The organism is Variovorax davisae, assembly GCF_030316845.1.
GTDB classification, from domain to species: Bacteria; Pseudomonadota; Gammaproteobacteria; order Burkholderiales; family Burkholderiaceae_C; genus Variovorax; species Variovorax davisae.
Genome location: NZ_JASZYS010000009.1, coordinates 270232 through 284769, shown reverse-complemented (window position 1 = coordinate 284769; position 14538 = coordinate 270232). Strand labels below are relative to the sequence as shown.

Here is a 14538-nt window from a genome sequence, read left to right as displayed (position 1 = left end):
GTCCAGGTAGGCGTCGTACCAGGCCATCTCGCGGATCATCGCCTCGGCCACCGCGGGCGTGGTCGCGCGCGAGGTCAGCTGGTCGATGCCGTCGCGCACCTCGGTGACCTCCGAGAACATCACGGTGGCGCCCGCGCGCACCAGCAAGTCGGTGCAGAAGCCCACCGCCGGGTTGGCCGTCACGCCCGAGAAGGCGTCGCTGCCGCCGCACTGCACGCCGACCACCAGCTCGCTGGCGGGCACCGTCTCGCGCCGGCGGTCGTTCAGGCGCTCCAGGTGCTCCTCGGCCTGGCGCAGGATCGACTCCACCATCGACATGAAGCCCACATGGGCCTCGTCCTGCAGGCAGACCACGTCGAGCTGGGCGTCGGCGCTGGCGCCGACATCGGCCACGTTGCGCTCGTCGATCAGCGGGATGGTGCCCGGGGGCATCAGCCGCTCGGGCTGCAGCTTCTCGCAGCCCAGGCTGACCACCATCACCTCGCCGCCGAAGTTGGGGTTGAGGCTGATGTTGCGCAGGGTGCGGATCGGGATGACGGCGTCGGGGGCGTCGATGGCGACGCCGCAGCCGTAGCCGTGGGCCAGCGCCACGACGTCGTCGACGTTGGGGAACCTCGGCAGCAGCTCGGCCTTGATGCGCTGGACCGCGAAGTCGGTCACGCCGGCCACGCACTGCACGGTCTGGGTGATGGCCAGGATGTTGCGGGTGCCGACCGAGCCGTCCGGATTGCGAAAGCCCTCGAAGGTGTAGCCCTCGAGCGGGGGCATCGCGGGCGGCTGGACGGTGGCGATGGGCAGGCCGTCGAGCTCGCGTGCGGCGGGCATCTTCAAGAGCCGCTCGTGCACCCAGCTGCCGGCCGGGATGTGCTTGAGGGCATAGCCGATCGGCACGTCGTAGCGGCGCACCACGCCGCCCTCGGGGATGTCGACCAGCGCCACCTTGTGGGCCTGGGGCACTTTCTCGCGCAGCGCGAGGCCCGAGGCGAGCACGGTGCCGGCCGCCAGGCCGCCGTCGTTGGCCACGATCGCGACGTTGTCGCGTTCGTGCATGAGGATGGTGAGCGGCGGCTTGGGCGTGGAAGTGTCCGTCATGGTGTCAGGCCCGCCGACCGATCTCGGCCGCTTCGCGCGTCCAGCCGGCGACCTGCTCGCTCAGGCTCAGGCCGAGGCCCGGGCGGGTCGGCACCCGCATGCGGCCGTCGCGGATCTCGAGGCGCTCGTTGAACAGGGGCTCGAGCCAGTCGAAGTGCTCGACCCAGGGCTCGGTCGGGTAGATGGCCGCGAGATGCACGTGCAGCTCCATCGCGAAATGCGGGCCAAGGCTCAGGCCCGCCTGTTCGGCCTGGGCTGCGATCTTCAGGAACGGCGTGATCCCGCCCACGCGCGGCGCATCCGGCATCAGGTAGTCGGCGGCGCGATGGCGGATGAGTTCGCCGTGCTCGGCCGCGCTGGTCAGCATCTCGCCGGTGGCGATGGGGGTGTCGAACTGGGCCGCGAGCGCGGCGTGGCCCTCGAAGTCGTAGGCATCGAGCGGTTCTTCGATCCAGACCAGCTGGTACTGCTCGAAGATGCGGCACATGCGCTGCGCGGTCGGCCGGTCCCACTGCTGGTTGGCATCGACCATCAGCGGCATGTCGTCGCCCAGGTGCTTGCGCACCGCCTCCACGCGCCGGACGTCCAGCGCGCGGTCGGGTTGCCCGACCTTCAGCTTGATGCCGCCGATGCCGCGCTCGCGCGAGGCCTGCGCATTGACCAGCAGCTGCTCCAGCGGCGTATGCAGGAAGCCGCCCGAGGTGTTGTAGCACTGCACCGAGTCGCGCTGCGCGCCGAGCAGCTTGGCCAGCGGCAGGCCGGCACGCCGGGCCTTGAGGTCGTACAGCGCGACGTCGAAGGCGCCGATCGCCTGCACTGACATGCCGCTGCGGCCGACCGAGGCGCCGGCCCAGCACAGCTGGGTCCAGAGCTTCGAGATGTCGCTCGGGTCCTCGCCGATCAGGGCCGGCGCAATTTCCTTCGCGTGCGCGAACTGGCCCGGCCCGCCGGCCCGCTTGGAATAGCTGAAACCCAGGCCCCGGTGGCCATCGCGGGTCTCGATCTCGGCGAACAGCATCGCGATCTCGGTCATCGGTTTCTGGCGCCCGGTCAGGACCTTGGCGTCGCTGATCGGGTTGGCCAGCGGCAGATAGCACGACGAGATGCGAACCCAGGTGATGCTGTCGCTCGTGAAGGAAGGGGAGGAGGGGGTCATGACGGTGGGTCGGGTCGGGGTGGGCGGGGACGGCGGCGGGGCGCGCTCAGTCGATGGTGATCTTGCCGGTCTCGACCACGGTCTTCCAGCGCGCGTATTCCTTCTGCTGGAACTCCGCGAACTGGGCCGGGGTGTTGGCGACCATCTCGAAGCCGATCGATGTGAACTGCTCCTTGACCTTCGGGTCGTTGAGTGCTTCGACGAAGGCGGCATGGGCCTTGTCCCGCACCGCGGGGGCCAGGCCCTTGGGGGCGACGATGGCCTGCCAGGACGCCACCTCCACGTTCTTCACGCCCGCTTCGGCCAGCGTCGGCACCTCGGGCAGCACCGGCGAGCGCTTCGGGCTGGTGATCGCCAGGGCGCGCATCCGGCCGCCCTTGATGTACTGCGCGACCGAGTTGATGTTCTGGAACGACGCGTCGACCTGGCCGCCCATGAGGTCGGTGTGGGCCGGCGAGCCGCCCTTGTAGGGCACATGCAGGCCCTGGGTGCCGGTCTGCTGCCAGAACAGCTCGGCCGTGAGGTGGTCGCTGGAGCCGTTGCCGGCCGACGCGAAGGTCATCTTGCCGGGGTGGGCCTTCAGGCTGGCGATGACGTCGGCCACGCTCTTGTGCGGCGAGTTCGCCGGCACCACCAGCACGTTGGGCGATGCCACCGCGACGGTGATCAGGTCGAAGTCCTTCAGCGCGTCGTACTGCAGGCCCTTGACCAGGTGCGGCACGATCACCAGCGGGCCGAGCGAGGTCACGAGGAAGGTGCTGCCGTCGGCCGGAGCCCGCTTGACGAAGGTGGCGCCGATGGTGCCGGTGGCCCCGGCCTTGTTGTCGACCAGGAAGGACTGCTTGAGCTTCTCGCTGAGCCGCGGCACGATCGCGCGCGCCACCTGGTCGGTCGAGCCGCCGGGCGGGAACGGGACCACCAGCGTGACGGTCTTCTCGGGCCAGCCCTGCCCGTGGGCGGCCAGGGCCGCCAGGCTCAGCGCGATCGCGCCCAGGTACTTCTTCATGCCATGTCTCCTTGATTTGATAACGTTGTCATTTTTGGCCGGGGAAGCGGGCCGGACGAGGGGCGCCCGCATTGAATCGAGCCTCTATCGATGGACCGAATACCGGTATGAGCTTCCGATAGAAATGATATCGTTGTCATTTTCCTGCGTCAACCGGGGCCGGGATGGGGGTTTTCCCGGCTTCGCGCCGGCGCAGGTGAGGCAACGCGCCCGCTGTTAACGATGTCAACGCGCGGCCCGCCGATTTGGTAGGCTCCCATGATCCAACGCCAGACGCCCGAATGAACGACGTTTCTCCCTTCAAGGCGGCCACGCTCCACGACGTGGCCAAGGCGGCAGGCGTGTCGCTGATCACCGCTTCGCGCGCGCTCGGCAACCCCGGCGTGGTGTCGCCGAAGACGATCGAGAAAGTGCAGGCCGCAGTCGCGTCGACCGGCTACATCCCGAACCTGCTCGCCGGCGGCCTGAAGTCGAAGCGCAGCCTCATGATCGGCGGCATCGTGCCGGCGCTCTCGGTGTCTCAGTTCCTGCCGACCGTGCAGGTCCTGACCAACGAGCTCGCCGCGGCCGGCTACCAGCTGATCCTGGGCCAGACCGCCTACGACGCCGAGCGCGAGGAATCGGTGCTCAACGCGATGATCGGCCGCCAGCCCGACGGCATCGTCATCACCGGCCTGGTGCAGTCCCAGCGGGCCCGCGACCGGCTGCGCCGCTCGGGCATTCCGGTGGTCGAGACCTGGGACCTCAGCGACCGGCCGATCGACATGGTGGTGGGCTTCTCGCACCTGAAGGTGGGCGGCGCGCTGGGCGGCTATTTCCTCGGCAAGGGATGGAAGCGGATCGGCATCGCCTCCGGCGACGACCATCGGGCGCGGATGCGCCGCGACGGCTTCCAGACCACGATCGGGCGCGAGCTGCCGACCGCCTTCGTGCCCGCGCCCAGCAGCCTCGAGCTGGGCCGGCGTGCGCTCGCGCAACTGCTCGAGACCGATCCGGGCCTGGAGGCGATCTGCTGCAGCTCGGACCAGCTCGCGCATGGCGTGATCGTGGAGGCGCTGGCGCGCGGCCTGCGGGTGCCGCAGGACCTCGCGATCTGCGGCTTCGGCAATGCCGACTTCGGGGCCCACACGGTGCCGTCGATCTCCACCGTCCATGTGGACGGCGCCGAGATCGGCCGGCTGGCGGCGCGGATGGTGGTCGCGCGCTGCCGCGGCGAGGCGGTGGCCCAGCCGGTGATCGACGTCGGCTTCCGGATCGTCGAGCGGCAGTCGACCTAGCGCTGCGGCAGTTCCGACGCACGGCGCCGCTCGCGCCCGTTCACCAGGTGGGTGCGCATCGCGGCGCGGGCCGCATCGGCGTCCTGCTGCGCGATCGCGTCGACGATGCGGCGGTGCTCCAGCAGCACCTGGTCGATGGTGGCAATGCCGAGCTCTTCGCCGCCCGCAGCTTCCAGGAAGGCGGTGGGCACGCAGGCCGGGCCCAGCGCCTCCAGCACGGCGGCGAAATGCGGGCTGTGGGCCGCGCGCGAGATCTCGAGATGCAGCTGGAAGTCGGGCACCGCCGTGTCCATGCCCTGCGCCATGGCGCTGCGCAAGGCGTTCAGCGCGCCGGCGATGGCCGCCAAATCGGCGCCGTCGCGGCGCTGCGCCGCGAGCGCGGCGGCTTCGGATTCCAGGCCGATGCGCAACTCGATCAGCGCCAGCGCCTGCGGCAGGCTGTCGTCCGGGCTGCTGTCGACCCGGAAGGGCTTGGCGCGTGAGGCGCCGACCACGAAGGTGCCGACGCCCCGGCGCGAGCGCACCATTCCGGCGGCCTGCAGGCGCGACAGCGCTTCCCGCACCACGGTCCGGCTGACGCCGAACTCGCTCATGATCTCGGCCTCGGTCGGCAGCTTGTCGCCGGCGCGCAGCGGGCCGATCCGGATCCGGTGGCTCAGGGCGTCGACCACACCCATGCTCAGGTTGCGCGGCAGGGATCGGTGGGGGGTCTGCATCTTGATAACGTTGTCATTCATGCTAGCCGAAAGGGGCCGGACGGTCCAGAAATGGGCCGCCAACGAAGGGGGTCGGGGGAAACGCGAACACGGGCCGTTTTTAGTTGACACATGAAACGTTGAAAAGTAATGTATTGACGCCTCCTCCTGTTCCACTTCGACTGCAACCCATGAAAATCGCAATCCTCGGCGGCGGCCACGGCGCCTATGCAGCCGCTGCCGACCTGTCCGAAGCCGGCCATGAAGTCCGTCTGTGGCGCCGCGACGCCGCTGCGCTGGCCGCGGTCGTGCAGGCCGGATCGATCACGCTGAAGGATGCCGACGGCAGCCGCGACGTGGCGATCGCGCTCGCCACGCCCGACATCGGCGCCGCGCTGCGCGGGGCCGAACTGATCGTGATCCCCACCCCCGCGATCGCCCAGCAGGACATCGCCCGCGCGATGGCGCCGCACCTGGTCGACGGCCAGGTGGTGTTCCTGCCGCCCGGCACCTTCGGCAGCTACGTGATGGCGCGCCAGGTGGCCGAGGCCGGCAGCCGCGCCGACGTGGCCTGGGCCGAGACCGGCACGCTGCCGTATCTGGCGCGCAAGCACGGCGAGCGCGAGGTGAACGTGACGATCCGCGCCATCCGCCTGCCCACCGGCGTCTATCCGGCGCGCAAGGAGGCGCAGGCCATCGAGGTGATCCGCCGCGCCTATCCCGCGGTGCACGGCTGCGGCGATGCGCTGTCGGGCGCGCTGATGAACGCCGGCCCGGTGATCCACCCGCCTCTGATGGTCATGAACGCCGCGCCGCTGCAGCATTTCGAGCGCTGGGACATCCACAACGAGGGCACCCAGCGCGCGGTGCGCGACGTCACCGACCGGCTCGACCAGGAACGCATCGCGGTGCGCGAGGCCCTGGGCCAGGGGGCGCCGCACTATCCGCTGGCCGACCACTACAACAACGACCAGTGGATGTACGGCGACGCCCACAAGCAACTGGTGAAGTCGGGCGACTGGCGCGAGAACATCGACCTCCACACGCACCGCTACATCACCGAGGACACCGAGCTCGGGCTGGCCTTCCTGGCCTCGGCGGCGCGCTTCACCGGCGTCGATGCGCCGATCGCGCACGGCCTGCTGGCGATCGTCGGCGGCTTCCTCGGGCGCGATTTGCGCCGGGGACCCCGCACATTGGAGACGCTCGGCCTCTCCGAGCTGAGCGCGGCGCAACTCAAGAAGAGACTGCACGATGGCGAATGACCTGCCGCGCTTCGCCGCCGTGGGGGCTGGCCGGATGGGCCGCGGCATCGCGATCGCCTTCGCCTATGCGGGCCATCGCATCGCGCTGGTCGACCTGCGCCCGCGCAGCGACGAGGCCTGGCAGACGCTGCGCAACGAAGCACGGGCCGAGATCGAAGGCAGCCTCTCCGGGCTGGCCCAGCTCGGCGTGATCGAGGCCGCGCAGGTGGCGGCGATCGCGGCGCGGGTCGAGTTCGTGAACGCCACCGACGCACCGGCCGCGCTCGGCGCCGCCGAGCTGCTGTTCGAGGGCGTGCCGGAGACCCTCGAAGCCAAGCGCGAGGCCTTCGAATGGCTCAACCGGCATTGCCGTGACGACGCCATCATCACCTCGACCACCAGCAGCATCCTCGTGACGCAGCTGGCCGCGCTGGTGCGCAGGCCCGAGCGCTTCCTCAACATGCACTGGCTCAACCCGGCCTACGTGATCCCGGTGGTCGAGCTGAGCTGCCATGCGGGCACCGACCCGGCCGTGCTGGCGCGCACCAAGGCGATCATGGAGGGCATCGGCAAGCTGCCGGTGGTCTGCGGCGCGACGCCCGGCTACATCGTGCCGCGGCTGCAGGCGCTGGTCATGAACGAGGCGGCCCGCATGATCGAGGAGGGCGCCGCCACCGCCGAGGAGATCGACAAGGCCACCCGCTACGGCCTGGGGCTGCGCTTCGCGGCGCTCGGCGTGGTCGAGTTCATCGACTTCGGCGGCTGCGACATCCTGCATCACGCGAGCCGTGAGATGTCGGCCTCGATCGACCGTGCCCGCTACACGGCGCCCGCGATCGTCGACCGGATGGTCGATGAAGGCCGGCTCGGCTTGAAGAGCGGCAGCGGCTTCTACGACTACGAAGGGCGCGACGTCGGTGCCTACCGCCGCGACGTGTTGTCGCGCACGCTGGGCATGCTGCGGCATGCCGGGCTCTGGCAGCCGCCCGCCGCAGAGACCCAGCCATGACGATCCGGCGCGCCTTTGCCGACCTGTCGGTGGGCCAGGTCCACTACGCCGAGTGCGGCGCGGCAGAGGCGCCGCCGGTGCTGCTGCTGCACCAGTCGCCGCGCAGCTGGACCGAATACCGCGCGGTGCTGCCTTTGCTCGGTACACGCCGGCGTGCGATCGCGATGGACACCGCCGGCTTCGGCGACTCGGCCGCCGTCGACGGGCCCGCCAGCATCGAGGCCTGGGCCGGGATCGCGCTCGAACTGCTCGACGCCCTGGGCATCGCGCGGGCCGATGTCGTCGGCCATCACACCGGCGGCGTGATCGCGATCGAGATCGCGGCCAGCGCGCCCGAGCGGGTGCGTGGCCTGGTGCTGTCGTCGACGCCTTTCACCGATGCCGCCTTCCGGCGCCTGCGCGCCGGACGGCCACCGATCGACGAGGTGGCGCCGAGCGGCGACGGCAGCCACCTGGCCGCGCTCTGGCAGCGTCGCCAGGGCTTCTATCCGGCCGGGCGGCCGGAACTGCTGGAGGCCTTCGTGCGCGATGCGCTCAAGGTCAGCGGCAGCCCCGAGGACGGCCACCGCGCGGTCGCGGCCTACCGGATGGAGGCGCGCATCGATCGGGTCGTCCAGCCGGCGCTGATCCTGCGCGCCACCGAGGACCCCTTCGCCGCGCCGCATGCGGCCGAACTGCAGCAGGCGCTGCCGCAGGCGCGCATCGTCGACATCCCGGGCGGGATGGTGCCGCTGCCCGACCAGCTGCCCGGGGCTTTCGCCGCCGCCGTGCTCGCCTTCCTGGAGACGCTGGCATGAAGGCGATGCGCGTGGCGGCCTTCGGCGCGCCGCCGCGGCTGGCGCAGGTGGCCGAGCCGCCGCTGCGCGCCGGCCGCACCATCGTGCGGATGGAGGCCGCCACGGTCGGCCACATCGACCGCACCGTCTGGGGCGGCCATTTCCTGAAGCACCCGCCGTTCCCCTACACGCCGGGCGTCGAGGCCGCGGGCGTGGTGGTCGCGAGCAGCCGCCATGCCGTGGGCCAGCGCGTGTGGCTGCGCGGCTGCGGCCTGGGCACGCTGTTCGACGGCACCTGGTGCGACCTGATCGATGCGCCCGACGAGGCGCTGGGGCTGCTGCCCGATGCGGTGCCGGCGACGCTCGGCGCGGCCTTCTTCTCTCCCTGCACCTCGGCCTGGGTGGCGCTGCACGACATCGCCCGGCTGCGTGCCGGCGAGCGCGTGCTGGTGACCGGCGCGACCGGTGCGGTCGGCTCGCTGGCGGTGCAGCTGGCGCTCGACGCCGGTGCGCAGGTGATCGCGGCGGTGGGCCACGCAGCGCAGGGGGCGGCGCTGCCGCCCGCGGCGCAGGTGCTGGTGCTGGGCGACGATCCTTCCGCCGCGCTGGCTTCGGTCTCGGCCGAGCTGCTGGTCGACACCGTCGGCGGCGCGGTGCTGGCTGCCGCCCTGGCGCGCGTGGACGCCGGCGGCCGCGCCGTGCTGGTGGGCTACACCGCGGGCAACGGGCTGGCCCTGGACCTCGCGCAGTTCCTGCAGCGCGACGTGGCGCTGCTGCCGCTCAACATGTTCCGCCGCGACGCCGCTGGCCGGGCGGCGGCGCCGCAGCTGCTGGCGCGGCTGGCCGACGGCACGCTGCGCCTGGACGTCCAGCCCTTCGCGCTCGAGGACGCCGCCACCGCCCTGGACTGGATCGCCCAGCGCGGCCATCGGGGCCGGGCGGTGCTGGTGGCCCGGCCCTGAGGCCGACCTTCAGTCTTCTTCTTCGACTGCTTCGCCCGGCGCCTGCGCATGCAGCGCAATGATGTGGCGCAGCGTGCGCTTGAGCTCTTCCGCGCGCTCCAGGCCGAAGGGCTCGAGCACCCGCAGTTCATGCTCGCGCGCCAGCTCCATCAAATGCTCCACCGCCTTGGTGCCGGCGTCGGTGATGCGCACCAGCGTGACACGCCGGTCACTGTCATGGGGCAGGCGCTCGATCTGGCCGCGCGCTTCCATGCGGTCGAGCAGCCGGGTCACGGTCGGCTGCTTGGTCACCGTGATCTGCGCCAGCTGCCCGATGCTGATCGCCTCGCTGCCCGCCAGCGAGGCCATGACCCGCCACTCCGAGACCGAGAAGCCGTGCTGGCGCGCCACCCGGTGGAACTCCGAGGAGATCAGCTGGCTCGCCTGCGCCAGCAGCGCGGGCAGGTAGTCGTCGACGAAGCGGTGGCTCGGCGCCGCCGCCTCCCTGAAAGGCCCCGGACCTGTGGCGGGCACGCTGCTTGCATGTCTAGGGTTATTCATGATTGTGAATACATTCAGTTGTCAACATTATAGAGACCGCGGTGCCGAAATGCGGCCCCGCAGTCCCCACGAATGAAGGAACACGATGGCAGAGCGCTCGTTCGTCGAAGAGGTGAAGAAGCTGCGGCTTTCCGCTGGCGATGTGTTCCGCGGTGAAGGCATTCTGGCAGTCACCAAGGCCTTGCTGGAGTCCGGCGTGTCGTACGTCGCGGGCTACCAGGGTGCACCGATCTCGCACCTGATGGATGTGCTGGCCGACGCGCAGGACATCCTCAGCGAGCATGGCATCCGCTTCGAGAATAGCGCCAGCGAGGCCACGGCCGCCGCCACGCTGGCGGCCTCGGTCAACTACCCGCTGCGCGGCGCCGTGACCTTCAAGGCGACGGTGGGCACCAACGTGGCGTCGGACGCACTGGCCAACCTGGCCTCGGGCGGCGTCACCGGTGGCGCGCTGATCATCGTCGGCGAGGACTACGGCGAGGGCTCGTCGATCATGCAGGAGCGCAGCCACGCCTTCGCGATGAAGTCGCAGATCTGGCTGCTCGATCCCCGGCCCAACCTGCCGTCGATCGTCGAGGCCGTGAAGCAGGGCTTCGAGCTTTCGGAGGCCAGCCACACGCCCGTGATGCTGCAGCTGCGCATCCGGGCCTGCCACGTGCACGGGCACTTCGTCGCCGGCGACAACAAGCGCGCCAAGTTCACGCTCCAGGATGCGCTCGAGAATCCGCAGCGCGACGTCGGCCGCATCGTGCTGCCGCCGGCCAGCTTCGTCCACGAGCAGGAGAAGGTGCGCGAGCGCTGGCCCGCCGCCGTCAAGTTCATCGAAGACCGCCAGCTCAACGAGTTCTTCGCCGAGGGCGCCGACGACATCGGCATCATCGTGCAGGGCGGCAGCTACAACACGCTGGTGCGCGCGCTCGAGCGGCTCGACCTGGCCGACGTGTACGGCAATTCGAAGATCCCGCTCTACGTCATGAACGTGGCCTACCCGGTGATCGAGCGCGAGGTGCTGCGCTTCTGCGAAGGCAAGCGCGCCGTGCTGATCGTCGAAGAGGGCCAGCCCAACTTCGTCGAGCAGAACCTGGCGACCATCCTGCGCCAGGCCGGTTCCACCACCGCGCTGCACGGCAAGGACATGCTGCCGGTGGCCGGCGAATACACGGCGGCCGAACTGCTCAAGGGCGCACGCGCCTTCGGCGAGCGCTACGGCCGGCTGCAGCCGCTGCCGGCGCCGGTGCGCAAGGTGATTGCGCTGACCGAGGTGGCGGCGATCGGCGTCGATGCCGCGCCCGAGCCCGCGCTGCCGCTCGGCGACAGCGTCCATGCGCGGCCGCCGGGCTTCTGCACCGGCTGCCCCGAGCGGCCGATCTTCAGCGCCATGAAGCTGGTCGAGCGCGAGCTCGGCGCCCACCACGTGAGCGCCGACATCGGCTGCCACCTGTTCTCGATCCTGCCGCCCTTCAACATCGGCAACACCACCATGGGCTATGGCCTGGGCGGTGCCGGCGCGGCCGCGCTCAATGCGCCGGCGGGCAAGCGCGCGATCTCGGTGATGGGCGACGGCGGCTTCTGGCACAACGGCCTCACCAGCGGCGTCGCCAACGCGGTCTTCAACCGCAGCGACAACCTGACCATCGTGGTCGACAACAACTACACCTCGGCCACCGGCGGCCAGGACATCCTGTCGTCGAGCGCCAACAATGCGACCCGCAGCACCGGCCATGCGATCGAGCGCGCGGTGCGCGGCGTCGGCGTGAAGTGGGTCCGGACCTTGCGCCGCACCTACGACGTCGCCGGCATGCGCGATGCGCTGAAGGACGCGCTGACGACGAAGGAGAAGGGCCCCAAGGTGCTGATCGCCCAGTCGGAATGCATGCTGAACCGGCAGCGGCGCGAAAAGCCGCTGGTGCGCAAGGCGATCGCCGACGGCAAGCGGATGGTGCGCGAGAAGTTCGGCGTCGACTCCGACACCTGCACCGGCGACCACTCGTGCATCCGGCTGTCGGGCTGCCCCTCGCTGTCGATCAAGCCCAACCCCGACCCGCTGCGCACCGACCCGGTGGCGACCGTGATGGACAGCTGCGTCGGCTGCGGCGTCTGCGGCGAGGTCTCGCATGCGGCCGTGCTGTGCCCCTCGTTCTACAAGGCGCAGATCGTGAGCAACCCCAGCCGCTGGGACCTGGTGCGCGAGCGCTTCCGCGCCAAGGTCATCGGCTGGCTGCAAAAGGGCGAGGCCAAGCGCCGCGCGGCCTATGCCTTCTAGGGCGAATTCCATGACTCAACCGATCAAGATTGCGATTCTGGCCATGGGCGGCGAGGGCGGCGGCGTGCTGGCCGACTGGATCGTCGACATGGGCGAGGCCAACGGCTACCTGGCGCAGACCACCTCGGTGCCGGGCGTGGCCCAGCGCACCGGCGCCACCATCTACTACGTCGAGCTCTACCCCGAGGCGCAGGCCGAGGCCGACGGCGGCCGGCCGGTGCTGGCGCTGATGCCGCTGCCGGGCGACGTCGACGTGGTGCTGGCCTCCGAGCTCATGGAAGCCGGCCGCGCGGTGCAGCGCGGGCTGGTCACGCGCGACCGCACGACGCTGATCGCATCCACTCACCGGGTCTACTCGATCGCCGAGAAGAGCGCGCTCGGCGACGGCCGGGTCGACAGCAGCGAACTGCTCAAGCATGCCGAGCGCGCCGCCCAGCGCTTCATCCGCTTCGACATGGCGCAGGCTGCCGAAGCCTCGGGCAGCGTGATCAGCGCGGTGCTGTTCGGCGCCCTCGCGGGCGCCGGCGTGCTGCCCTTCGGCCGGGCCCAGTTCGAGGCCACGATCGAACGCGGCGGGGTCGGCGTCAAGCCCAGCCTGCGGGCCTTCGGCGGCGCCTTCGCGCGGGCGCAAGGAGAGTTGGAGCCGGCAGCCGTGGTGCCGGAGGTGGCCGCGCCGCAGCCGCGCCATCCCGCGGTGCGGGCCCTGGTCGAGCGCGTGCAGCGCGACTTTCCGGCTTCGGCACGGCACTTCCTGCTGGAAGGCGTACGCCGCCTGATCGACTACCAGGACCTGGACTACGCGGGCCTCTACCTCGACCGCTTGTCCGTCGTCGCGGCGCTGCCGGGTGACGACGAAGGCCGCCTGCTGCGCGAGACCGCGCGCCACCTGGCGCTGTGGATGTCCTACGAGGACACGGCCCGGGTCGCGGCGCTCAAGACCCGCGCGACGCGCTTCGAGCGGGTGCGCGGCGAGGCCCGCGTGCAGGACGGCCAGGTGCTGGCGATCAACGAGTACATGCATCCGCGGCTGCAGGAGATCTGCGAAACCCTGCCGGCCGGCGTCGGCCGCTGGCTGATGGCGTCGCGCCTGCCGCGCCGCGTGGTCGAGCACTTCACGCAGAAGGGCCGCGTGGTGCAGACCAGTTCGCTGCGCGGCTACCTGATGCTGCGCACGGTGGCGGCCTGCAAGCGCTGGCGCCGCTCGACCTTGCGCTATGCCGAGGAGAACCGGCGCATCGAGGAATGGCTGGCGCGCATCGCCGAGACCGCGCCGCACCATCCCGCGCTGGCGGTCGAAGTCGCCCAGTGCCAGCGCCTGGTCAAGGGCTACAGCGACACCCACGAGCGCGGCCTGCGCAACTACGACACCGTGATGGCGGCCGTGCAGCGTGCCGGCGGCGCCATCGCGCCGGCCACCCTGCGCGAACTGCGCGACGCGGCGCTGGCCGACGAGCACGGCCACAAGCTGCAGGCCGTGCTCGCGCGGCACGCGCTCGCCTGAACCACCGGAAGCCGCCATGACCGCCCAGCCGATGACCCTGCAACTGCGCGTCGCCGAAGCGCGCGAACTGAACCCGCTGATCAAGACCTTCAGGCTTCGATCGCCGGATGGCGGCGTGCTGCCCGGCTTTGCCGCCGGCGCCCACATCCGCGTGCGCGTCCAGCTGCCCGACGGCTCGGCCGACTGGCGCCACTACTCGCTGATCAATTTTTCCGCCGATGCGAAGGCGACCGAGGCCCCGACCGACTACGTGATCGCGGTGCGCAAGGAGGCCGAGGGCCGCGGCGGCTCGCGCTTCATGCACGAGCGCCTGCGCGAAGGCGACACGGTCACGATCGAGGTGCCCAAGAACGACTTCCCGCTGCACACCGGCCCCGGCGGCACGGTGCTGCTGGCCGGCGGCATCGGCGTGACGCCCCTGGCCAGCATGGCGACCCGCCGCCGGGCCGAGGGGCTGCCGGTGCGCATGCACTACGCCGGGCGCAGCCGCGCGCTGATGGCCTTCCTGCCCGAACTCGAAGCACTGCTGGGCGACGACCTGCGCCTGCATGCCGACGTCGAGCAGGGCGGGCCCTTCGACATCGGCGCCATGCTCGACGGCATCGCGGCCGGCGACCGGCTCTATGTCTGCGGGCCCAAGCTCATGCTCGACGCCGTCCTGGCCCAGACCCAGGCCCGCGGCTGGACCCACGACCGCGTGCACTTCGAGCTCTTCACCACGCCGGTGGTGGAGGAGGGCGACCACGCTTTCGAGGTCGAGCTGGCGCAATCGGGCCAGCGCTTCACGGTGCCGGCCGACCAGAGCATCCTCGACTGCCTGATCGAGCACGGCTGCGACCCGATGTTCGACTGCAAGCGCGGCGAATGCGGCGTCTGCGCCACGCCGGTCATGGAAGGCGAGATCGACCACCGCGACTATGTGCTGACCGCGCGCGAGAAGGCGCAAGGCAACGTGATCCAGATCTGCATCTCGCGCGCCAAGGGGCAGCGGCTGGTGCTCGACATCTGAAGGAGCAA

Annotated in this window: 13 protein-coding genes; 8 read left to right on the top strand and 5 right to left on the bottom strand. The window is 70.8% G+C overall.

The features are described 5' to 3' along the window. The 3 genes from QTI33_RS21815 to QTI33_RS21805 all read right to left on the bottom strand — a co-directional run. The coding region (locus QTI33_RS21815; protein ID WP_286508359.1) for a UxaA family hydrolase at positions 1 to 1092 on the bottom strand (1092 nt) is incomplete at its 3' end. 4 nt (positions 1093 to 1096) lie between these two features. Further along, positions 1097 to 2248 carry an L-talarate/galactarate dehydratase gene (locus QTI33_RS21810; RefSeq protein ID WP_286508358.1) on the bottom strand — a complete coding sequence of 384 codons (1152 nt, stop codon included), beginning with the start codon at positions 2246 to 2248 and terminating at the stop codon, positions 1097 to 1099. A 46-nt stretch (positions 2249 to 2294) separates the two neighbouring features. Continuing rightward, a complete protein-coding gene (locus QTI33_RS21805) occupies positions 2295 to 3254 on the bottom strand; it encodes a Bug family tripartite tricarboxylate transporter substrate binding protein (RefSeq protein WP_286508357.1) in 960 nt (319 codons plus the stop codon). A gap of 281 nt (positions 3255 to 3535) precedes the next feature. On the opposite strand from QTI33_RS21805, the gene QTI33_RS21800 reads away from it, so the two are divergent. Continuing rightward, positions 3536 to 4531 carry a LacI family DNA-binding transcriptional regulator gene (locus tag QTI33_RS21800; protein ID WP_286508356.1) on the top strand — a complete coding sequence of 332 codons (996 nt, stop codon included), beginning with the start codon at positions 3536 to 3538 and terminating at the stop codon, positions 4529 to 4531. Here the strand turns inward: QTI33_RS21800 and QTI33_RS21795 are convergent. Continuing rightward, positions 4528 to 5268 carry a FadR/GntR family transcriptional regulator gene (locus QTI33_RS21795; protein WP_286508355.1) on the bottom strand — a complete coding sequence of 247 codons (741 nt, stop codon included), beginning with the start codon at positions 5266 to 5268 and terminating at the stop codon, positions 4528 to 4530. The two genes, QTI33_RS21800 and QTI33_RS21795, sit on opposite strands and share 4 nt — an antisense overlap. Before the next feature lie 149 nt (positions 5269 to 5417). On the opposite strand from QTI33_RS21795, the gene QTI33_RS21790 reads away from it, so the two are divergent. From QTI33_RS21790 to QTI33_RS21775, 4 genes are read left to right on the top strand one after another with little or no spacing between them, the layout of a single operon-like run. Next, a complete protein-coding gene (locus QTI33_RS21790; protein ID WP_286508354.1) occupies positions 5418 to 6491 on the top strand; it encodes an NAD/NADP-dependent octopine/nopaline dehydrogenase family protein in 1074 nt (357 codons plus the stop codon). Beyond that, complete coding sequence (locus QTI33_RS21785) at positions 6481 to 7479, top strand: 3-hydroxybutyryl-CoA dehydrogenase (protein ID WP_286508353.1); 999 nt, start codon at positions 6481 to 6483, stop codon at positions 7477 to 7479. Before QTI33_RS21790 ends, QTI33_RS21785 begins: the two co-directional genes overlap by 11 nt. After that, entirely contained in the window at positions 7476 to 8276 is an 801-nt protein-coding gene (locus QTI33_RS21780) for an alpha/beta fold hydrolase (RefSeq protein ID WP_286508352.1), read from the top strand. The genes QTI33_RS21785 and QTI33_RS21780 overlap by 4 nt, the downstream gene beginning before the upstream one ends. Then, entirely contained in the window at positions 8273 to 9217 is a 945-nt protein-coding gene (locus QTI33_RS21775) for a quinone oxidoreductase family protein (RefSeq protein ID WP_286508351.1), read from the top strand. The genes QTI33_RS21780 and QTI33_RS21775 overlap by 4 nt, the downstream gene beginning before the upstream one ends. Positions 9218 to 9226: 9 nt before the next feature. On the opposite strand, the gene QTI33_RS21770 is transcribed toward QTI33_RS21775, so the two are convergent. After that, positions 9227 to 9730 (bottom strand): MarR family winged helix-turn-helix transcriptional regulator, encoded by a 504-nt coding sequence (locus QTI33_RS21770; protein WP_286508350.1) that lies wholly within the window; start codon positions 9728 to 9730, stop codon positions 9227 to 9229. A gap of 112 nt (positions 9731 to 9842) precedes the next feature. Between QTI33_RS21770 and QTI33_RS21765 the strand changes: the two genes are divergently transcribed. The 3 genes from QTI33_RS21765 to QTI33_RS21755 are packed head-to-tail and all read left to right on the top strand — an operon-like array spanning position 9843 to position 14530. Further along, positions 9843 to 12020 (top strand): thiamine pyrophosphate-dependent enzyme, encoded by a 2178-nt coding sequence (locus QTI33_RS21765; protein WP_286508349.1) that lies wholly within the window; start codon positions 9843 to 9845, stop codon positions 12018 to 12020. A 10-nt stretch (positions 12021 to 12030) separates the two neighbouring features. Then, a complete protein-coding gene (locus QTI33_RS21760; protein ID WP_286508347.1) occupies positions 12031 to 13521 on the top strand; it encodes an indolepyruvate oxidoreductase subunit beta family protein in 1491 nt (496 codons plus the stop codon). A 16-nt stretch (positions 13522 to 13537) separates the two neighbouring features. Next, entirely contained in the window at positions 13538 to 14530 is a 993-nt protein-coding gene (locus tag QTI33_RS21755) for a PDR/VanB family oxidoreductase (RefSeq protein ID WP_286508345.1), read from the top strand. Positions 14531 to 14538: the final 8 nt, after the last annotated feature.

What these genes read in the sequence shown, in the direction of transcription:
- QTI33_RS21800 (WP_286508356.1), top strand. Translation starts at nt 3,536, where the DNA reads ATGAACGACGTTTCTCCCTTCAAGGCGGCCACGCTCCACGACGTGGCC.
- QTI33_RS21765 (WP_286508349.1), top strand. Translation starts at nt 9,843, where the DNA reads ATGGCAGAGCGCTCGTTCGTCGAAGAGGTGAAGAAGCTGCGGCTTTCC.
- QTI33_RS21810 (WP_286508358.1), bottom strand. Translation starts at nt 2,248, where the DNA reads ATGACCCCCTCCTCCCCTTCCTTCACGAGCGACAGCATCACCTGGGTT.
- QTI33_RS21805 (WP_286508357.1), bottom strand. Translation starts at nt 3,254, where the DNA reads ATGAAGAAGTACCTGGGCGCGATCGCGCTGAGCCTGGCGGCCCTGGCC.
- QTI33_RS21760 (WP_286508347.1), top strand. Translation starts at nt 12,031, where the DNA reads ATGACTCAACCGATCAAGATTGCGATTCTGGCCATGGGCGGCGAGGGC.
- QTI33_RS21775 (WP_286508351.1), top strand. Translation starts at nt 8,273, where the DNA reads ATGAAGGCGATGCGCGTGGCGGCCTTCGGCGCGCCGCCGCGGCTGGCG.
- QTI33_RS21780 (WP_286508352.1), top strand. Translation starts at nt 7,476, where the DNA reads ATGACGATCCGGCGCGCCTTTGCCGACCTGTCGGTGGGCCAGGTCCAC.
- QTI33_RS21795 (WP_286508355.1), bottom strand. Translation starts at nt 5,268, where the DNA reads ATGAATGACAACGTTATCAAGATGCAGACCCCCCACCGATCCCTGCCG.
- QTI33_RS21785 (WP_286508353.1), top strand. Translation starts at nt 6,481, where the DNA reads ATGGCGAATGACCTGCCGCGCTTCGCCGCCGTGGGGGCTGGCCGGATG.
- QTI33_RS21755 (WP_286508345.1), top strand. Translation starts at nt 13,538, where the DNA reads ATGACCGCCCAGCCGATGACCCTGCAACTGCGCGTCGCCGAAGCGCGC.
- QTI33_RS21790 (WP_286508354.1), top strand. Translation starts at nt 5,418, where the DNA reads ATGAAAATCGCAATCCTCGGCGGCGGCCACGGCGCCTATGCAGCCGCT.